Source organism: Pseudomonas taiwanensis (assembly GCF_013393345.1).
GTDB classification, from domain to species: Bacteria; Pseudomonadota; Gammaproteobacteria; order Pseudomonadales; family Pseudomonadaceae; genus Metapseudomonas; species Metapseudomonas resinovorans_C.
The window spans coordinates 37,815-58,593 of sequence record NZ_QJRF01000040.1 but is presented as its reverse complement, the minus strand read 5'-3'; the positions used below and the strand labels follow the sequence as shown (position 1 = coordinate 58,593).

The 20,779-nt window shown below is 63.1% G+C and carries 15 protein-coding genes; 12 read left to right on the top strand and 3 right to left on the bottom strand.

Translation table 11 applies throughout. The features are described 5' to 3' along the window. Nucleotides 1-265: 265 nt before the first annotated feature. The 3 genes from DM872_RS06260 to DM872_RS06250 are packed head-to-tail and all read right to left on the bottom strand — an operon-like array spanning nt 266 to nt 4,349. Nucleotides 266-766, bottom strand: a complete 501-nt coding sequence (locus DM872_RS06260; protein ID WP_179058643.1) for a hypothetical protein — start codon at nt 764-766, stop codon at nt 266-268. Beyond that, nucleotides 763-2,742, bottom strand: coding sequence for an alkyl/aryl-sulfatase (locus DM872_RS06255; RefSeq protein WP_179058642.1), 1,980 nt, complete (start codon nt 2,740-2,742; stop codon nt 763-765). The genes DM872_RS06260 and DM872_RS06255 overlap by 4 nt, the downstream gene beginning before the upstream one ends. 20 nt (nt 2,743-2,762) lie before the next feature. Continuing rightward, a complete protein-coding gene (locus DM872_RS06250; protein ID WP_179058641.1) occupies nt 2,763-4,349 on the bottom strand; it encodes a GMC family oxidoreductase in 1,587 nt (528 codons plus the stop codon). 95 nt (nt 4,350-4,444) lie between these two features. Between DM872_RS06250 and DM872_RS06245 the strand changes: the two genes are divergently transcribed. From DM872_RS06245 to DM872_RS06190, 12 genes are all read left to right on the top strand, one after another. Beyond that, nucleotides 4,445-5,461, top strand: coding sequence for an AraC family transcriptional regulator (locus tag DM872_RS06245; protein ID WP_179058640.1), 1,017 nt, complete (start codon nt 4,445-4,447; stop codon nt 5,459-5,461). Nucleotides 5,462-6,047: 586 nt separating this feature from the next. Continuing rightward, on the top strand, nt 6,048-7,358 hold the full coding sequence (locus tag DM872_RS06240; protein WP_179058639.1) for a nucleotide sugar dehydrogenase: 1,311 nt from the start codon (nt 6,048-6,050) through the stop codon (nt 7,356-7,358). 206 nt (nt 7,359-7,564) lie between these two features. Further along, nucleotides 7,565-9,046 (top strand): glycosyltransferase family 2 protein, encoded by a 1,482-nt coding sequence (locus tag DM872_RS06235; RefSeq protein WP_179058638.1) that lies wholly within the window; start codon nt 7,565-7,567, stop codon nt 9,044-9,046. A gap of 27 nt (nt 9,047-9,073) precedes the next feature. Continuing rightward, a complete protein-coding gene (locus tag DM872_RS06230) occupies nt 9,074-10,258 on the top strand; it encodes a PilZ domain-containing protein (protein ID WP_179058637.1) in 1,185 nt (394 codons plus the stop codon). Then, nucleotides 10,251-11,618: an alginate biosynthesis TPR repeat lipoprotein AlgK gene (algK, locus tag DM872_RS06225; protein ID WP_373273685.1), complete on the top strand. Its 1,368-nt coding sequence runs from the start codon at nt 10,251-10,253 to the stop codon at nt 11,616-11,618. The genes DM872_RS06230 and algK overlap by 8 nt, the downstream gene beginning before the upstream one ends. A gap of 54 nt (nt 11,619-11,672) precedes the next feature. Beyond that, nucleotides 11,673-13,121, top strand: a complete 1,449-nt coding sequence (locus DM872_RS06220) for an alginate export family protein (protein WP_179058636.1) — start codon at nt 11,673-11,675, stop codon at nt 13,119-13,121. Nucleotides 13,122-13,135: 14 nt separating this feature from the next. Then, nucleotides 13,136-14,710 carry a mannuronan 5-epimerase AlgG gene (algG, locus tag DM872_RS06215; protein WP_179058635.1) on the top strand — a complete coding sequence of 525 codons (1,575 nt, stop codon included), beginning with the start codon at nt 13,136-13,138 and terminating at the stop codon, nt 14,708-14,710. Nucleotides 14,711-14,721: 11 nt separating this feature from the next. Next, nucleotides 14,722-16,143: an alginate O-acetyltransferase gene (locus DM872_RS06210; RefSeq protein ID WP_179058634.1), complete on the top strand. Its 1,422-nt coding sequence runs from the start codon at nt 14,722-14,724 to the stop codon at nt 16,141-16,143. Nucleotides 16,144-16,153: 10 nt separating this feature from the next. Then, nucleotides 16,154-17,260: a mannuronate-specific alginate lyase gene (locus DM872_RS06205; RefSeq protein ID WP_179058633.1), complete on the top strand. Its 1,107-nt coding sequence runs from the start codon at nt 16,154-16,156 to the stop codon at nt 17,258-17,260. A 158-nt stretch (nt 17,261-17,418) separates the two neighbouring features. Continuing rightward, nucleotides 17,419-18,918, top strand: coding sequence for an MBOAT family O-acyltransferase (locus DM872_RS06200; RefSeq protein ID WP_179058632.1), 1,500 nt, complete (start codon nt 17,419-17,421; stop codon nt 18,916-18,918). Nucleotides 18,919-18,927: 9 nt separating this feature from the next. Then, nucleotides 18,928-20,100, top strand: a complete 1,173-nt coding sequence (locus tag DM872_RS06195) for an alginate O-acetyltransferase (protein WP_179058631.1) — start codon at nt 18,928-18,930, stop codon at nt 20,098-20,100. Continuing rightward, entirely contained in the window at nt 20,097-20,744 is a 648-nt protein-coding gene (locus DM872_RS06190) for an alginate O-acetyltransferase AlgF (RefSeq protein WP_179058630.1), read from the top strand. The genes DM872_RS06195 and DM872_RS06190 overlap by 4 nt, the downstream gene beginning before the upstream one ends. Nucleotides 20,745-20,779 lie beyond the last annotated feature (35 nt).

Genomic DNA, 20,779 nt, shown 5'->3' with positions numbered 1-20,779 from the left:
CGATCCTGGCAAAGCGGGAAAGATGACCATGTGGCTGACACTCTCACTGAGTAACAAGCACAGCCGGTGGTTTCATGTTTTTCCCAGTAATGGACGAACGGCCGTGTTATTCAAGTTCCGCACGGGCCTGATAACACCCTCAATTCGCAGCAACGTAGGATGGGTTGAGCTTGCGAAACCCATGCTGTTTGTAGGAGCGAGCTTGCTCGCGAAAAAGATCGCGCCCGGGCTGTTCGCGAGCAAGAACTCGGCGCCCCCCTCGCTCCTACATGTTCGACGTTGAGCCCGACGGCCAAGCCTGAAGGTTGCCTTCCATATGCACCAACCCACGCTCCAGGGCCTGCGGCCCGTTCAGCTTGCCATCCAGCAACGCCAGCAGAATCCCCTCCCCGACTATTACCGCGTTCTCGCCTGCGGCCGGAGCGACGGTGTGCGGGGTAAACCGCCAATGGCCATCGCGTAGCTCGAAGCGCGTCCACAGCCCTGGCTCCACCAACAGCAGGCTGAAGTCTTCCCCGCTCGGCGGCAGCAGGTTGGCAACACGATCCAGGGCCTTGAGGGCGCGGCGCATGCCGAAGCCGCCGGGCAGCGGCAAGGGCTTGGCGATCAGCTTGTCCTGATAGGCCTGGTTGACGGCAAGCGCCACCCCCAGCGACGCCGGGTGCGCCAGGCTCAGGTCCATTGCCATGCCGTCGTAGCCGCAGGCCAGGCTGGCCGGGGCGACGCTGCATAGCAGCGCCGCCAGACCGACTGTCGCGAGCCTCATGGCGTGACGATGTTGAACCAGAAGTTGAACGTGTCGAGCAACCCCATGAACTCACCAAAGGCCTGCTGGCGACCGTCGAATTTCAGCTCACCAGAGGCCACTTTCTGCTCCAGGGTCGCCTTGCCCAGCTGGATGTCTTCCAGAGTGCCCTTGCGCATGGTCAGGCCCACATCAGCCTTGTCGCTGGCCGTGGGCTCGTACGTGAGTACGCCATTCTCCACGGTCAGGGCGTAGTGCTTGCCGAGGTCGGTGAAGTTAAAGTTGAGCACCAGCTTCTTGCCCGCCGCGCGCTCGCCATTCAGGCGCACGGCCAGGTAGTCGAAGAGCATTTCCGGAGTCATGGCCTGGATCACGTCCGGGCTGGCGGTGACCGTGTTGCCCAGGGTCGGCACGCCGTTACGCAGCTCATAGGCGCCCTGCAAGTAAACCGAACGCCAGGGACCGGACTCGGCCTGGTAGCCCATCTGCTCGAAAGCATCAGCCATCAGGTTCTTGGCCTCGGTGTTGTCCGGTTCGGCGAACACCACCTGCTTCGCCGCTTCGGCCACCCAGCGGTACTCGCCCTTGGCGAAGTCAGCCCTGGCCTTCTTCAGCACCTCGGCCGAGCCGCCCATGTATTCGACGTACTTCTTCGCCGCCGGCTGCGGCGGCAGCTTGTCGAGGTTCACCGGGTTGCCGTCGTACCAGCCCATGTAGCGCTGATAGACCGCCTTGGAATTGTGCTTGAGGGTGCCGTAGTAGCCACGCCCCGGCCAGAAGGACTCCAGCTCCGGCGGCAGCTTGATCGCCTCGGCGATTTCTTCGCTGGTCAGGCCCTCGTTCATCATGCGCACGGTCTGGTCGTGGATGTACTTGTAGATGGCCCGCTGCTTCTTCAGGTAATCGTCGATCTGCGCGTTGCCCCAGACCGGCCAGTGGTGGCTCTGGAACTTCACTTCGGCCTGGTCGCCGTAGAGATCGATGGCTTCGCCGATGTATTTGGACCATTGCAGGGCATCGCGCACCTGCGCGCCGCGCAGGGTCACAATGTTGTGCATGGTGTTGGTCGTGTTCTCCGCCATCCACAGCGCCTTGAACTGCGGGAACCAGGTGTGCATTTCCACCGGCGCTTCGGTACCCGGGGTCATCTGGAACACCATCCGGACGCCATCGATGGTCACTTCCTGGCCGGTTTTCGAGACGAATTCGGTGGGCTGGATCAGCGACGTGGTCCCGGTCGAAACGGTCTGGCCGAGCCCGGCATTCACACCGCCCTGGGCATTGCGCGGCAGCAGCGCGCCGAACATGTACACCGCACGGCGGGCCATGGCGTTGCCAGCGATGACGTTTTCGCTGACGGCGTGCTCGGAGAACTCTTCGGGGGCGACGATCCGCACCTTGCCGGCCTTGACGTCGGCCTCGTCGACTATCCCGCGGACGCCGCCGAAGTGGTCGATGTGGGAATGGCTGTAGACCACCCCGACCACGGGCTTCTTGCCCAGATGCTCGGTGACCAGGTCGAAGGCGGCTTTCGCAGTTTCCTTGCTCAGCAGCGGGTCGAACACGATCCAGCCGGTGTCACCCTGGATGAAGGTGATGTTGGAGACGTCATAGCCACGCACCTGGTAGATGCGGTCGGTCACCTTGAACAGGCCGTACTGCACGTTCAACTGGGCATTGCGCCAGAGGCTGGGGTTGACGGTGTCAGGTGCCGGGGTGTCCAGCGCGATGAATTTCTTGTAACTCTCCAGGTCCCAGACCACCTTGCCGCTGGCGTCCTTGATGGTCAGCGTCTCGGGCTTGGCGATGAACCCGCGCTCGGCATTGGCAAAGTCCTCGCGGTCGGCGAAGGGCAACTTGTCCAGCACAGCCTGGTTGACGGCACGCGTCGTTTCGGTGGCCGGTTTGGCAGGTACTGGTGCAGCCTGGGCGATAGCGCTGGCCAGCAGTGTGAAGCAGAGGCCAGCGGCCGCGAGACGTCGTAGGGGTCGGTGCATGAAATGCTTCCTCGTTGTTGTTATTGGGGACGCGCGATCCATTCCGCCGCGCGCTCGGCGATCATGATGGTGGGTGCATTGGTGTTGCCGCCGACCAGGGTCGGCATGATCGAAGCGTCCACGACCCGCAGGCCCTGGATGCCCCGCACACGCAACTGGCTATCCACCACCGCATGCTCGTCATTACCCATGCGGCAGGTGCCCACGGGGTGATAGATGGAGTCGGTGCGGCGGCGCAGCAGGTCGATCAGTTGCTCGTCGCTGTGCAGGCCGTCGCTGAACTTGTCCCTGAGGCCGAAACGCGCCATGGGCGCCTGGGCAACGATCTCGCGGGCCATGCGATAGCCCTTGAGCAGGGTCTGCACGTCATCGTCGTCGCCGAGGAAATTCGGATCGATGCGCGGCGGGGCTGCCGGGTCGGCCGATTGCAGGCCGACGCTGCCGATGCTCTTGGGCCGCAGCACACAGACGTGGCAGCTGAAGCCGTGGCCCCAGTGCATCTTGCGGTTGTGGTCGTCCAGCAGGCTCACCACCGAGTGCAACTGGATGTCCGGCCGGATCAGGTCCTCGCGCGTCTTGAGGAAGCCACCGCCTTCGGCGAAGTTGCTGGCCAGCGGACCGCGCCTGCGCGCGAGGTACTGGGCCAGGGCCGAACCCATCTTCAGGCTGCCGCCCAGGGAATAGCCCATCAGGGAGTTGTCGGTGCTCTGGTAGCCGAGGACCACGTCGGGGTGATCCTGCAGGTTCTGCCCCACGCCGGGCATTTCGTGTTGTACGGCAATGCCCAGGGGCTTGAGTTCGGATTCCGGGCCGATACCCGAGAGCATCAGCAGTTGTGGACTGCCGAACGCGCCGGTGCTGAGCAGCACCTCCCGGCGGGCCTTCAGCGACAGTGAGCTGCCTTTGACGCGGACCTGCACGCCAGTTGCCTGCTTGCCCTTCAGCAGGATGCGCTCGGCATGGGCGCCGGTCAGTACGGTGAGATTGCTGCGCTGGTCGCGGATGGGTTTGAGGAAGGCCGTAGCGGTGCTCCAGCGGCGGCCATCGCGGATGGTCACGTCGTACTGGCCGATGCCTTCCTGCTCGGCGCCATTGAAGTCAGCGTTGTAGCGATGCCCGGCTTTCTGCCCGGCTTCGATGAAGGCCTGGGTGGCGGCATGGGCCTCGACCTGGCCGACGTAGAGCTCACCCTCCCCGCCATGGAAATCGCTTGCGCCGCGGTGGTGCAGTTGGCTCTTGCGGAAGTACGGGAGCACCTCGGCAAAGGACCAGCCGTCATTGCCGAGGGCGGCCCATTCGTCGTAGTCGCTGTGATGGCCACGGATGTAGATCATGCCGTTGATCGAACTGCTGCCGCCGAGCACCTTGCCCCGTGGCTGGTAGCCACGGCGATTGCCCAGGCCCGGTTGCGGCACGGTATCGAATGCCCAGTTGACGTGGCGGGTGGGCAGGATGGCGGCGACGCCGGCCGGCGCATGGATCAGCGGCGACCAGTCACGTGGGCCGGCTTCGAGCAAGCACACGGAAACGCTGGGGTCGGCACTCAGACGATTGGCCAGCACGCAGCCGGCCGAGCCGGCACCGACGATGATGTAGTCGAACTCCATGGTTTGCTCCGAAGTGGGGAGTAGCCATTGGATTTTTCGACGCTTCGGCCAGATAAGGATTGATCTTTCATGACACTTAATTGATCTTGGGCGACATGGAACCCTTCATTAGAACCACCTCGTTCGGCGGCTTTCGTGAACTCGTCAGCCAGCTCGGACATGACCCTGCCCTCCTCCTCTCGCGTTTCCGCATCCGTCCGGAACTGCTCGACGACGAGGATGCCCGGGTGCCCTTCCGATCCCTCATCGATCTGCTGGAGTACTCGGCCGAGACGCTGGACTGCCCTGACTTCGGCCTGCGCATGGCCGAATACCAGAGCCTCGTCGTGCTCGGTCCGATTGCGCTGATTGCCCGCAACGCCGTGACGGTTGGCCATGCCCTGGGGGAGATCATTCGTTTCATCGGCTACCACAGCTCCGGCATCCACCTCGACCTGGACCGCAGCGAGCCGGATGCGCCGCGCCTGGTCATCGAGCTGCGCATGCGCGGCCCGCAGCGGCAAATGGTGGAACTGGCCATGGGCGTTGCGCACAGCACCATGAAGCTGCTCTGCGGACCGAGCTTCAGCGCCCGGGCGGTGCAGCTCTCCGGCAGCAGTTCACTGCCGCTGGCACGCTACCGGCGTTACTTCGGTTGCGAGGCCTATCTCGGCCAACCCTGCAATGCACTGGTGGTGACCGAGCGTCAGCTGGCCCAGCGCATCGAGAAGCATGATCCGGCGCTGCACCGCGCCCTTGTGCAGTACCTCAGCCAGGTGCATCTGCTGGGTTCATCGGATCTGCTGGAACATGTCCGCCGACTGGTGCTTCGCTTGCTGCCAACCCAGCAGTGCCGCCTTCCCCTGGTGGCCGAGCAACTCGGCCTGCATGAGCGCACGCTGCAGCGGCAACTGGCCGAACTGGGTCACCGATTCGAGGACCTGGTGGAGGAAATCCGTCGAGAACGCGCCGACTTCTACCTGACGGAGCGCGATATTCCCCTGTCACAGATCGCCGGCATGCTCGGTTACAGCGAACAGAGCGTGTTCAACCGTGCCTGCCGCCGCTGGTTCGACGTGACACCCAGCGCTCGTCGACGCGAGCTTCTAGTCCAACGGCGCACAACCGTTTAAAAGATTTCTGGAACTATTTCGGAGTACTTCAAGTTGTATCGAAAAAGATACAACTTGCAAAAAAGGCTCCTATTCACCCGCAGCCAACATATAAAACGCAGCTTGATACCGAAGCGACCGGGAAGTCGCTTGAATAATGGCGCCAAAAGAATTTATCGCACTTGCTGCCAATAATATTTCCATGGCGCCGCCGCCCCAGTAATCACCCACTAAAACCCTGGAATCCTTCGGTTTTTGGGGCGCTGCCGTTCCTTTCTTGCGGCACTAGAGACGATAGCGATTTGTTTTAAGAACGACGACACGCGGCCTGAACTTTGCCGCTCTGGCGTCACTCACACATCTATAATTCGACCCGCCCTCACCCTAAGGAGAAAATGCCTTACGCGTTCACCAAAAGAGCGACAACAAGAGCAATAAGTAATATGGCGGAAGCTCACTTCGCGACCCTGTTACTTACCTTGCTGATCAGTTTGAAAATATTGCGCGCATGAACTGACAGATACGTGCGCCGGGTAGACTTTTATTTGAACTTTGTTCGGCGCCAGATGCTTGATTTCAATGACAAGTAGAACAAGGAGAAGAGGAAATGCGACTGAGCATTTTTGGACTCGGGTATGTAGGGGCGGTTTGTGCCGGCTGTTTGGCATCACGGGGCCATCAAGTAATAGGTGTAGATGTTTCTTCCGCAAAAGTGGAGTTGATCAACCAGGGAAAGTCACCCATCGTCGAGCCGGGGCTGCAAGAACTTCTGCAACAGGGCACCCAGAACGGTAATTTGCGCGGCACCGTCGACGTATTCGAAGCAGTTTCCTCCAGTGACGTCTCCCTCATCTGCGTTGGCACGCCCAGCAAGAAGAATGGCGATCTGTCGCTCAATTACATCGAAGGCGTCTGCCGCGAAATCGGTTTCGCCATCCGCGACAAGGCCGAGTTCCACACGATAGTGGTGCGCAGCACCGTGTTGCCCGGAACGGTCAGGAATGTGGTCATCCCGATCATCGAAGACTGCTCGGGCAAGCAGGCCGGGGTTGATTTCGGTATTGCGGTCAACCCCGAGTTCCTCCGGGAAAGCACTGCGATCCAGGATTACAACTTCCCGCCAATGACGGTGATCGGTGAGCTGGACCGCCATTCCGGCGACGTGCTGGAGTCCCTCTACAAAGAGCTCGACGCCCCCATCGTGCGCAAGAGCATCGATGTCGCGGAACTGATCAAGTACACCTGCAATGTCTGGCATGCGACCAAGGTCACCTTCGCCAATGAGATCGGCAACATCGCCAAGGCGGTGGGGGTCGACGGCCGTGAAGTGATGGACGTGGTCTGCCGGGACCAGCGACTCAACCTTTCCAGGTACTACATGCGTCCGGGCTTCGCCTTCGGCGGCTCCTGCCTGCCCAAGGACGTGCGCGCCCTCTCCTACCGCGCAGGGCAACTGGACCTCGAGTCGCCACTCATTGGCGCACTGATGCACAGCAATGGCGTGCAGGTGCGGCATGCCTTCGACCTGATCGCCGCCCACGACAAGCGCAAGGTCGCCCTGCTCGGCCTGAGTTTCAAGGCGGGCACCGATGACCTGCGCGAAAGCCCGTTGGTGGAGCTCGCCGAAATGTTGATCGGCAAGGGCTTCGACTTGCGCATCTATGACTCCAATGTCGAGTACGCACGGGTCCACGGGGCGAACAAGGACTACATCGAGTCGAAAATCCCGCACGTGTCCTCGTTGCTCGACAGCGACCTGGACCGGGTCATCGAGCACGCGCAGATCATCGTGCTCGGCAATGGCGATGAACGCTTCCGCACCCTTGCCCAGAACGTTCCCGAGGGCAAGAACATCGTCGATCTGGTGGGCTTCATGGAGCACACCAGCAACGAAAGCAGCGAAGGCATCTGTTGGTGATGACATGACGCGGCGGTGCACGCAGCTGGCCATGCCTGTGCACCGCCCCGTCGACGTATTCGGATCTGCTGGCAGCGCCGAGGTGGACCGCAACACCCGGTGCCGCGCCTGCAGATCGCAGTCGACCGGTTGAACAGTGCGGAGGCCAGAACCCGTAGGCGACGCGATCGTTCGCCTTGTCTGAACCCGCTCATGGACACGGACAAATGGAGAGGCTTACACAGGGTTTCATCAATACCGCAGGCTGGCTGTTTTACCTCAGCCTTCTAATGGGTCTTGCCCTGGCCGTTCCGCAAACCCTGTTCGACCCCCTTTCCCGGGACTTCGTCCTGCTGCTCGGGGCTGTCGGCATCTGGCGTTACTCCATGGGGTTCGTGCATTTCGTGCGCGGAACCTTGTTCCTCTACGTTTTCTTTCCGCGCTACCGGCACCAGGCGAAACGGCTCATGGCCAACGACAGCCCGCCACACGTGTGCGTGCTGGTCACCAGTTTCCGCATCGATGCCCTCACCACCGCCCAGGTCTACCGCTCCGTCATCGAGGAAGCCATCGCCTATGGCCATCCGACGACCCTGATCTGTTCCATCGTCGAACTGTCGGACGAGATGCTGATTCGCAGCCTCTGGACCCACTACGCGCCGCCAAGCACCGTCAATCTGCACTTCGTACGCATCGCCGGCACCGGCAAGCGTGATGGCCTCGCCAATGGCTTCCGCGCCATTTCCCGGCACCTGCCGGACGATGAGGCGGTGGTGATGGTGGTGGACGGTGACAGCGTCCTCGAACCCGGCGTATTCGCCAAGACCGTGCCGTACTTCCGCCTGTTCCCCAAGGTCGGCGGGCTCACCACCAACGAATTCTGCGAGGTCCGCGGCGGCTACTTCATGAGCCAGTGGCACAAGCTGCGCTTCGCCCAGCGCCATCTCAATATGTGCTCGATGGCCCTGTCCCGGCGCGTGTTGACCATGACCGGGCGGATGTCGGCGTTCCGCGCCTCCGTGGTGACCAATCCCGAGTTCATTGCCGATGTCGAGAATGATCACCTCGAACACTGGCGCCTGGGACGCTTCCGCTTCCTCACCGGCGACGACAAGTCCAGCTGGTTCAGTCTGATGCGGCTGGGCTACGAGACCTTCTATGTGCCAGATGCCGCCATCAACACGGTCGAGCACCCGCCGGAAAAAAGCTTCTTCAAGTCCACCCGCAAACTGATGTTCCGCTGGTACGGCAACAACCTGCGACAGAACTCGCGGGCGATGGCGCTCGGCCCGCGGAAACTCGGCTGGTTCGCCAGTGTCGTGCTGCTCGACCAGCGCATATCGATGTGGACCTGCCTGCTCGGCCTGACGGTGGCGATCATCGCCAGCCTCAAGTACAGCATCGTTTACCTGCTGATCTACCTGCTGTGGATCGGCATGACGCGACTCATCCTGACCCTGCTGCTGTCCGTCACCGGCCATCACATCGGCCCTGCCTACCCCCTGCTCCTTTATTACAACCAGGTGGTCGGCGCGGTCGTGAAGATCTACGTGTTCTTCCACCTCGACCGTCAGTCCTGGACGCGCCAGCAAACCACGCTGAACCGCGACCTGGGCCGTTTCCAGAACTGGTTCAACACCTGGTCATCACGCTCCATGACCTTTTCGGCCGCCAGTCTGTTCGTCGCCACCCTGCTGCTGGTGGTTTGAACCATCCCATGGGATAGGAAGACCTTAATGAACACAGCCCTCAACGTCGTACACGAATCGGAAATCCAGCGACAGCATGCCCGGGTTCGCATACCCGCGAGGATTCGCTTCGCATTCAGGAATCGCCCGAAGGAAGAGCATCCCCTGCTGGAGCTTTCCGCCGGCGGGTTCAGCTTCGTGCCGGTGAAACCGACGCTGAAGGTCGGTGATCACCAGCACGGAATGCTGGTGTTCAGCATCGACAACCTGGGCCTGACCATGCCGGTGGAGTTCCAGGTGCGCTCCATTGCCGCGGACAGCGGCCGGGTCGGGTGCCAGTTCCACAACCTCGATCCACGGGACATCACTACCCTGCGCCACCTGATCACCGCCCACCTCTCCGGGGAGCTGGTGAGCGTCGGCGAGTTGTTGACCACCCTGCAGCGCAACAATTTCAGCCCGGCCCGTGGAGACAAGGGCCGCAAGAGCCTGGGCATGCTCGGCCGGATGAAGGCCCTGATCCTCAGCCTGGCCGTGCTGGCCATCGGCTTGGCGGCCTTCGGCTTCATCGGCAAGTCCCTGTACGAGCTGTACTTCATCACCCACGCCCTCTCAGCCAAGGTCAGCGTGCCCAGCGTCCAGGTGACCATGCCGCGCGAAGGTGTGGTGCAGAGCCTGATCGGCGAGAACCAGATGGTGAGCAAAGGTGCGCCCATCGCCACCTTCAATACCTCGATGCTGGAATTGCTCAAGGGCCAGCTGAACAACAATGTCCAGCCGGCGCGTATCGAAGAGCTGTTGCGCCAGCAGATGAAGGGAACACTGACCAGCCCCTGCAACTGCACACTCGTACGCCAACTGGTGGCGGACGGGCAGTACGCCAGCAAGGGGGATGTGGTCTTCGAACTCGCACCGCGCGGCAGCGTCGCCAGCGTCGAGGCGCTGTTCCCCTACTCCAAGCTGAACTCGGTTGCACCCGGCAGCCGCATCAGTTTCACGGTGGCCGGGGAAACGCAGGCACGCACCGGCAGGGTGACCAGCAGCAACCTGAACCCTACCCGCAGCAATGACCTCACCGCCGACATCCGCGTACGCATCGAGCCTGACGAGCCGCTGGATAACGACCTGGTCGGCAGGCCGGTGGAAGTGAGTGCCAGCCGTGGTCCCTCATTCGCCTGGTTGATGGACGAAGTCCGCTCCTCCAGGCTCGTTGGAGAACTGAGCCGTGACTAGTTCACACGCAATCTGGCTGCTACTCGGCACGCTGGGGCTGGCAGGCTGCAGCGGGCTTCCCGACCAACGCCTGGCCCAGGAGGCGATGGCCCGGGGCGATACCGGCACTGCCCTGCAGAACTATCAGCAGCTCGCTGATCTCGGCTATGTCGATGCCCAGGTCGGGCTTGCCGACATCCAGCTGCAATCCGGCGACCCGGCGCAACTGCGTGCCGCCGAGGCCACCTATCGCCAGGCCGCCGCCAATTCGCCCCGTGCCGCCGCGCGACTGGGGCGCCTGCTGGCCAGCAAACCGGGTTCTACCGAAGCCGAACAGCGCGAAGCCGAAACCCTGCTGAAGGACGCCATGGCCGCGGGCGAGCGCAATACCGTGCTGCCGCTGACCGTGCTCTACGTCCAGCATCCGCAGACCTTCCCCGAGGTCAACATGCAGCAGCAGATCAGCCAGTGGCGCGCCGACGGCCAGCCACAGGCGGAAATGGCACAGATCCTGCTCTACCGGGCACAGGGGACCTACGACCAGCACCTGGACGATATCGAACGTATCTGCGAGGCCCGCTTGGCGGTAGAGGATGCCTGCTATGTGGAACTGGCAACGGTTTACCAGAAGCGCGGGCAGCCGGAGAAACAGAAGGCACTGATCGCCAAGCTGCAAGCGGCATACCGCAGCGGCCAGGTCCCGCCCCAACGGCTCGACGCGGTCGCGCGGGTGATGACCGACCCAACGCTCGGCCCGCCGGACATGGAATCGGCCAAGGCCTTGCTGGAACCCATCGCGCCGACCTATCCCGAAGCCTGGGTGAGCCTGGCCCGGCTAATGTACGAGGCCCCTGAAGCCGCCGACGTCGACCAGATGCTGGATTACCTCGAGCGCGGTCGCGCAGCGGGTTCGCCGCGCGCGGAACTGTTGCTCGGAAAGCTCTATTACGAAGGCAAACTGGTGCCGCAGGACCCGGCCAAGGCCGAGCAGCACCTGCTCAAGGCCGCCCCCACCGAGCCCAGCGCCGACTATTACCTTGGCCAGATCTACCGGCGCGGCTTCCTCGGCGAGGTCGAACCGGACAAGGCGCTGGATCACCTGCTTCGCGCCGCCCGTAGCGGGCATGCCAACGCCGATTACGCACTGGCGCAGATGTTCAGCCAGGGCCGTGGCGTGCAAGCCGACCTGGTCAACGCCTATGTCTTCAGCCAGCTCGCGGTGCAGGCCGGCAGGGCCGAGGCGCCGGCGCTGGCCGCCCAGGTGGGGCAGCAGCTTTCACCGATCCAGAGAACTGACGCACAGAAGAAACTGCAAGAAGAACAGCAGTTTCGGGGCGCTGGCACTATGCTACGAGCTGCTGCAGATGGGGAGATGTACTGACAGCCAGGCGGCCGTCGGGAGTTTCTCCGACCTTCGTCCCTACTGGATAAGACCATGAAACTAGAAAAATGGATTCGCGTTGGCCTGGCACTTCCGCTGATTCACGGCGCTTCAGCGTGGGCGGAAGCACCCGAAAAACCATTTGGAGTCGATATTAAGGTCACCGCCCAGTCGGAAGACGACCGGGACCTGGGTACCCGCAACGGCGGGGATGTCAGTGGTATAGGTATCGATGTGCGGCCGTGGCTGTTCTTCCAGCGGGGAGACTGGAGCGCCTACGCCATGGCGCAAGCGGTGGCGGCTACCGACACCATCGAAACGGACACCCTGCAGAGCACCGATCTCGAGGAAGACACCGGTGGCGGCGGTAACAACGATCGCCAGGCCGACGACAGCTACCTGGCCATGCGCGAGTTCTGGATCGGCTATGGCGGCCTTACGGCCTACCCCGGCGAGGAAATGCGCTTCGGCCGCCAGCGCCTGCGCAATGACGACAGCCTCTGGCGCGACACCAATATCGAAGCCCTGAACTGGACCTTCGATACCACCCTGCTCCGCGCGCACCTGGGCCTGGCTGAGCGCTTCTCCGAGTACCGCACTGATATCGACGAGCTGGCGCCGGAAGACGAAGACCGTCTGCACATCTACGGCGATATCGCCACGCAATGGACGCCGGGCCACTGGGTGGGTCTCAACGTCCACCACAGCCGTGACGACGGCGACCTGCCGAGCCCCGGCGAAGTCGTCGACGATCTGGACAAGGACACCACCGGTGACCTGACCTGGGTCGGCCTGCAAGCCAATAGCGATGCCTTCAACTGGCGCAACGAGAATGCGATCAACTACTGGGCCAGCCTGATCTGGCTGGATGGCGACCGCGACCAGTTGCTGACCGCCGCAGGTCCCGGCGGTCAACCCATCGCCAGCGGCAAGCAGAGCGCCGATGTCAGTGCCTGGGGTACCGACCTCGGCGTGCGCTTCCGCCTCGATCCGAACTGGCAGGCCGGCATTGCCTATGCACAAGGCAGTGGCGGCGGTGATGACGGCGACGAGAACTTCCAGCAGACCGGTCTGGAAAGCAACCGCAACAGCTTCACCGGCACGCGTTCGCGGGTGCACCGTTTCGGCGAGGCGTTCCGTGGCGAGCTGAGCAACCTGCAGGTCGCAACCCTGTTCGGTTCCTGGCAGCTGCGCGATGAGTACGACGCGAGCCTGGTCTACCACCGCTTCTGGCGCGACGATGGCGACCAGCCGGTGGGTGACAGCGGCATCAACGCGGCGCTGACCTCGGACGACAAGGACATCGGCCAGGAGGTCGACCTGGTGCTGACCAAGTACTTCAAGGAAGGCCTGTTGCCGGAATCCATGAGCCAGGCCATCGACGAACCCTCGGCGCTGGTGCGTTTCCGTGGCGGTCTGTTCTTCGCGGGCGATGCCTACGATGGCAGCAACGTCGACTCCAGCATGCACAGGGCCTTCGTGGATGTGATCTGGCGCTTCTGATGGGAGGGTGATGAATGAACAGCCGGTGGCGCAATATCTGCTCCCTGGCCTTACCCCTGCTGGTCGGCTCACTGCTGACCAGTATCGTGTTGGCCGCGTCACCGAGCTCTTCCTCCGCGAAGAAAACCACCGCGGCCGCCCCGCCGGCCCCGACTTACACCGTTACCAGTTCACCCACAGAAAAGCTGACCCTCAGCGCGCCCAAGCTTCCTGACCTTTCCGGTTACACCGCCAACGCTGTCCAGGACAAGATCAAGCGCAGCAAGCCTGGCCGCGTCAGCACCCGCCGGATGCTCCAGCAGCCTGTCCTCAAGCAGTTCGTCGGTGGCAACAACCGCCTCGCCGAATGGGTTCGGCGTCAGGGCGGCATGCCCCAGGCGATCTTCATCGAAGGCGGTTACGTCGACCTGGCGACCCTGGCCAAGAAACTGCCCAAACAGTATTTTCGCGCCACCGGAGACGACACCTACCTGGCTCGCCTGCCCATAGTCGTTGCGCGCGGCGCCACCCTGCACATCGACAAGACGACCCTGCGCCTGTCCCAGGACCGCGGCGCGTTCCTGGTCAACGACGGCAAGCTGTTCGTGACCGACAGCACCCTCATCGGCTGGAATGAAAAGGCCAACGCCGCTTCGGTGTTCCGCAAGGACAAGGAGTTCCGCCCGTTCGTGCTGTCCTGGGGTGGCACCGAGACCTATATCGTCAAGAGCCGCTTCAGCAACCTGGGCTACAACGGCGACAAGTCCTATGGCCTGAGCATTTCCCAGTACACGCCCTCGATGCGCAAGCGCATGGGCCGCACCGCGCCGAGCGCCTGGTTGCTGGACTCGGAATTCAGCGACATGTGGTTCGGCTTCTATTGCTTCGAGGCCGACGATGTCGTGATCAAGGGCAACACCTACCGCGACAACCAGGTCTACGGCATCGACCCCCACGACCGTTCCCATCGCCTGATCATTGCCCACAACACCATCTCCGGCACCCACAAGAAGCACGGCCTGATCATTTCCCGCGAAGTGAACGACAGCTGGATCTTCAACAACCAGATCTTCGACAACAAGATTTCCGGCATCGTCCTCGACCGCGACAGCACCAATAACGTGCTGGCCTATAACGAGGTGTTCCAGAACGAGGCCGACGGCATCACCCTCTACGAGAGTTCGAACAACCTCCTGTGGGGCAACAAGGTCGTCGGCAATACGCGCCACGGCATCCGCCTGCGCAACAGCGTGAACATCCGCCTGTACGAGAACCTCGTCCTCGGCAACGGCCTGAGCGGCGTGTACGGGCATATCAAGGACCTCACCGACCAGCACCGCGACCTCAAGCTCGACCCTTACGAAACCAAGGTGTCGATGGTCGTGGTCGGCGGCCAGCTTGCCGGTAACGGCAGCGGCCCGCTGGCGGTGGACACGCCGCTGTCCCTCGAGCTGTACCGGGTGGACATGTCGATCCCGGGCAAGACGTCGGGCATCACCTTCAGCGGCATTCTCGGCGAACGCCAGGAAGAAATCCTCGACCTGCTGGTACGCCAGCAGAAAGCCGTCCGGATCGACCTGGTAGACAGTGGGACCAAACTTCAACCCTGAGGTTGAGCACCATGAACGCAAGCCAATCGATGCACCTGCCACTGGCGCTCCTGCTGCTCGCCACAGCCGGCACGGTACAGGCCGAGGGCCCGGTCTACCACGCGGCACCCTGCTGCAGTCTCTGCCCGGCGGCGCACGACGCCAGCCGCTACACCACCAGCTACCAGCAGAACTTCGTCACCCTGGTGGAAGCCCAGGGCGACTGGCTGTTCCGCACCCGCGAAGACCTGCGCACCGAGTTCCAGACCACCTCCGCCGGCTATCGACGCCTGCAACAGCTGCACGACGCCTTCCAGCGCAAGGGCATCGAACTGGTGATGGTCTATCAACCGACCCGTGGCCTGATCAATCGCAACAAGCTCGACCCGGCGGAAATGGCCAGCTTCAACTACCAGCGCGCTCTGACCAACTACCGCGCCATGCTCGGTCGCTTCCGCGACATGGGTTACACCGTTCCCGATCTTTCGGTGCTGGCCAATGAGCAGGAAGACCACGCCTTCTTCTTCCGCGGCGACCAGCACTGGACGCCCTATGGCGCACAGCGCACCGCCAAGCTGGTGGCCGAGACGGTCAAGCAGATGCCCGCCTACAAGGGCATTCCCAAGCGGGAATTCGCCAGCAAGGTGGTCGGGCGCATGGGCAAGAAAGGCACGCTGCACAACGTCGCCTCCCAGCTCTGCGGGGGCAGTTATGCCATCGAGTACATGGACCAGTTCGCCACCGAACCCAAGGACGCAAGCGACGGTGAAGCGCTGTTCAGCGAGGCCGGCGATCCGCAGATCTACCTGATTGGTACCAGCCAGAGCGCGCAGAACTACAACTTCGACGGCTTCCTCTCCGAATACCTGAGCGCCGACATCTACAACGCCGCCGTACCGGGCGGCGGCTTCGAAGGCGCCCTGCTGCAATTGCTGGGTAGCAAGGAGTTCCGCGAAAACCCGCCGAAGATCATCATCTGGGAGTTCTCCCCGCTCTACCGTCTCGACCAGGAAAGTACCTACCGGCAGCTGTTCGCCATGCTCGACAACGGCTGCGTCGGCAAGCCGGCGGTGCTCTCGGCGAAGACCAAGCTGCGGCCGGGCACCAACGAGGTCCTGGTCAATGGCGGCGGTGGCCTGAAGAACGTGCGCAACGCGCAGTATCAGGTGGATGTGCGCTACGCCGATCCCACGGTGAAAACCATGCAAGCGACCCTCTGGCACCTCAACGGCCGGCGCGAAACCCTCAAGCTCGACAAGCCGAAGACTGTCGACACCGATGGCCGCTTCGCCTTCGAGCTGCGCACCGATTCGGACTGGGCCGACATGGTCCTGCTGTCCCTGGAGCTGCAGGGCCCGCCTGCAGGCAGCCCGCCGCAGGAAGTCGAAGTGAAGGTCTGCCAGCGCAATCGCAATGCCGGTCCGGCCCAACACACCGCCCAGACCGAGCCGTGAGGACCCGATGATGCGCTCAGCCGGCCTGTTTCTTCTCCTTCCGCTCCTGCTGGTACCGGCAGCGACGCTGGGCGCCGGCCTGGTGCCGCCGCCCGGTTACTACGCGGCCATCGAGAAGGACAGGAAAGTCGAGCCGCGCAAGTGCGACCAGCCCACGCCGCCGCCCTACACCAGCGCCCTGGTGTTCCGCAGCAAGTACGAAGGCTCGAACAAGGCCCGTGCAACGCTGAACCGCGACGCCGAGAAGGACTTCCGCGAGAAGACCAAGGCCATCAACGACCTCGAACGCGGAGTCAACAAGCAGGTGATGCGCTACATGCGCGACGCCAAGCCGGAGAGCCTGCAATGCACCCTGCAGTGGCTCGGTGACTGGTCCCGCGCCGGCGCCCTGCTCTCCACCGACTTCAATCACACCGGCAAGTCCATGCGCAAATGGGCGCTGGGCAGCATGTCCTCGGCCTGGTTGCGGCTGAAATTCTCCCGCTCACGTCCACTGGCGCCTTACGCCCGGCAGAGCCAGGAGATCGAGGCCTGGTTCGCCCGACTGGCCGAGCAGACGGTCAAGGACTGGAGCAACCTGCCGCTCAAGGAGATCAACAATCACTCCTACTGGGCCGCCTGGTCGGTCATGGCCAGCGCCGTGGCGACCGACCGCCGCGACCTGTTCGACTGGTCGGTGAAACAGTTCCAGGTTGCCGCCGGCCAGGTCGACGCCGATGGTTTCCTGCCCAACGAACTCCGGCGGCAAAAACGCGCCCTCGCCTACCACAACTACAGCCTGCCGCCCTTGGCGATGGTCGCGGCGTTCGCCCAGGCCAATGGCGTCGATTTGCGCGATGACCACAATGCCGCGCTGCGCCGGCTTGCCGAGCGGGTGATGCAGGGCGTCGAAGACCCTGATGTGTTTGCGGACAAGACCGGTACAGGCCAGTCCGTTGGCGAGCTCAAGGAGAACGGCAAGTTCACCTGGCTGGAGCCCTACTGCACGCTCTATCGCTGCAGCGATGAAACCCTCAAGTGGAAACACTCCATGCAGCCGCTCATGAATTTCCGCCTCGGCGGTGACCTGACGCGGCTGTTCGACCCGAAAGCGGCGGAGAAATCGAACAACGGTTGACCGTCACGGGGCTGCGCACGGCGGGCGCGGTGAAGGACGTGACAGAGACAGGCGGTAACCCGATCGCAACCCAAGAAGCGACGGGCGCAACACCTTGAACCAGGGGAGAAACGGGTGGGCCGCTTGGCCCTGACAGTTCTTCAATGGAGGAAACGCGGATGGTGTTTTCATCCAACGTATTCCTGTTCCTGTTCCTGCCGACCTTCCTCGGCTTGTACTACCTGAGCGGGCCGCGTTTTCACAACCTGCTGCTGCTGATCGCCAGCTATCTCTTCTACGCCTGGTGGCGAGTCGACTTCCTGGCGCTGTTCGCGGCGGTCACGATCTTCAACTACTGGATCGGTCTGCGCATCGGCGCGGCCGGCGTACGCACGAAACCCGCGCGACACTGGCTGACGCTCGGCGTAGTGGTCGACCTCTGCGTCCTCGGCTACTTCAAGTACGCCAACTTCGGCGTCGACAGCCTCAACGCCATCATCACCTCCCTGGGGATGGCGCCCTTCGTGCTCACCCACATCCTCCTGCCCATCGGTATTTCGTTCTACATCTTCGAATCCATCAGCTACATCATCGACGTGTACCGTGGCGACACGCCGGCAACCCACCGGCTCATCGACTTCGCAGCCTTCGTGGCGATCTTCCCGCACCTCATCGCCGGCCCGGTGCTGCGCTTCCGCGACCTTGCCGGCCAGTTCCACCATCGCACCCACAGCCTCGACAAATTCGCCGAGGGCTGTACGCGCTTCATGCAGGGTTTCATCAAGAAGGTTTTCATCGCCGACACGCTGGCGCCGCTGGTCAGCCACTGCTTCGCCCTGGAAAACCCCAGTGCGGCGGATGCCTGGCTCGGCGCCCTGGCCTACACCGCGCAGCTGTACTTCGACTTCTCCGGCTACAGCGACATGGCCATCGGGCTGGGCCTGATGATGGGCTTCCGCTTCCTGGAAAACTTCAAGCAGCCCTATATCAGCCAGTCGATCACCGAATTCTGGCGGCGCTGGCACATCAGCCTGTCGACCTGGCTACGTGATTACCTGTACGTCAGCCTGGGCGGCAATCGCGGCACCACCTTCCAGACCTACCGCAACCTGGTCCTGACCATGCTGCTGGGCGGCCTCTGGCACGGCGCGAACTTCACCTTCGTGATCTGGGGCGCCTGGCATGGCACCTGGCTGGCCATCGAGCGCGCGCTGGGCGTCGACGCCGCGCCCCGGCGTTTCAACCCGCTGAAATGGGTTTTCACCTTCCTGCTGGTGATACTCGGCTGGGTCCTGTTCCGCGCCGAGAATCTCCACGTCGCCGGACGCATGTACCAGGCGATGTTCGGTTTCAGTGGCTGGCAGTTGTCGGAGCTCGGCCGGGTCGGCTTCACCGACCTGCAACTGGTCACCCTGCTGATCGCCTACGCCAGCCTGGCGCTGTTCGGGCTGCACGATTTCTATACACGGCCGCTGGCCCACGGCGCGCCGAAGGTCGCCGCTGAGACCGCCGCGGACGAAGCGCCGCCCATGCCTCCCGTGCCACGACGCGCCCTGGGTGAACGGGCGCTGGCCTGGGTCGGCGCGGTGCAGCGCCCGCTCCTGCTCCTGCTGTTCTGCGCCTCGGTACTCAAGCTCTCGGCGCAGAGCTACTCACCCTTCCTTTACTTCCAGTTCTGAGGCAGAGCCATGATCCGTTTGTCCCGCAATGCCTACATCGCCCTGTTCCTCGCCGTCCTGCTGGTCCTGGGCGCCTGGTCGGTGCGCGGGCTGCTGGACCTGCGACTGCCGGCCAACGCCTCCCTGCACGACGGCAAGATGGCCAAAGCGGTAGAGGACCACTACGAAGCCGAATTCCCACTGAAGCGCCTGGGCACGAATCTATGGGCGGCGCTGGACTACAGCCTGTTCGGCGAAGGCCGCCCCGGCGTGGTGCTGGGCCGGCAGGACTGGCTGTTCAGCGATGAAGAGTTCAACCCCCTGCCCCGTGGCGAACAGCAGATCGAGGCCAATCTGGGCCTGATCCGGGGCATCGACCGGCGACTCGAAGAACGCGGTGTGAAGCTGCTGCTGGTGATAGTGCCGGCGAAAGCACGCCTGTATCCGGAATACCTCGACGAAGAACAGCCGGCCCAGCAGCAGCTCGGGTTGTACCGCCGGCTGCACGCGGCCGCGCAACACGCCGATATCCTCGCGCCCGACCTGCTGGCCAGCCTGCTGCGCGAAAAGGACAAAGGGCTGCTGTTCCTGCGTACCGACACCCACTGGACACCCCAGGGTGCCGATCTGGTCGCCCGGGAGGTGGCGCGGGCCGTGCAACGCAAGGCACCGCTGACGGGTGATCGCCAGCGGTTCACCACCGTACAGGCCGCGAACAAGTCCTACCTGGGCGATCTGGCGCGGTTCCTGCCGCTCGATCCGCTGTTCACTGCCCTGTTGCCAGCACCCGACCAGTTCAAGCCGCGCACCACCCACGCGCTTGATGCGAATCCAGATGCATCAGCGGCGCTGTTCGCCGATGTCCAGGTGCCGGTGGCCCTGGTCGGCACCAGCTACAGCGCCAACCCCGAATGGAACTTCCCCGGTGCCCTGCGCCAGGCCCTGGGCAGCGACATCCTCGATTTCGCGGAAAGCGGACAAGGGCCGCTGCCGCCGATGCTCGAGTACCTGCAAACCGACGCATTCAAGGACGCCCCACCGCAGTGGGTGATCTGGGAGTTCCCGGAGCGCTACCTGCCGATGTCCCCCGACCTGAGCCAGTTCGAAAGGGAATGGATCGCCCAGCTGGTCTCCGCCGGTTCGACCGGCCCCCACCAGACCGTTACCGCCGACTCCATATCCCCCGGGAGAAGCCAACCATGAAGCCGCACAACCATCCTCGACTTATCGCCTCCAGTGCCCTGTTGTTCGCCAGCCTCTGCTGCTGGCAGGTACAGGCTGACGACGCCGCCCTCTATGGTCCCGCCGCACCCAAGGGATCGACCTTCGTGCGGCTGTACAACGCCAGCAACCAGGAAGTCAGTGCCCAGGTGGGCACGGCCAGCCTTGAAGACGTCGGCCCCCTGGCCAGCACGGACTTCAGCTTCATGCCGGGCGGCAACTACAGCGCCAAGGTCGGCAGCCAGAACATGTCGCTCCAGCTCGGCGCGGATCGCTACTACACCCTGGTCAACCTGCCCAGCGGCCAGCCCCGCCTGGTGGAGGAAAAACCGTTCCGCAACAAGCAGAAGGCCCTGCTCAGGGTGCAGAACCTCACCGATACGCCACTCAGCGTGAAAACCGCCGACGGCAAGACTGCGGTGGTCGAGAACGTGGCGCCGCAAAGCGCCGGCGACCGCGAAATCAACCCGGTCAAGGTCAACCTCGCGCTGTTCGCCGGGAATCAGAAGGTCAGCGACCTGAAACCGGTCGCGCTCACGCGCGGTGAAGTGGTGTGCCTGTACGTCACCGGCAGCTCCGGAAAGCTCGCTCCCGTGTGGGTCAAGCGACCGCTCTCCAACAACTGAAAATTCATAGCCCAGCGCGGCATTTTGAACTCACC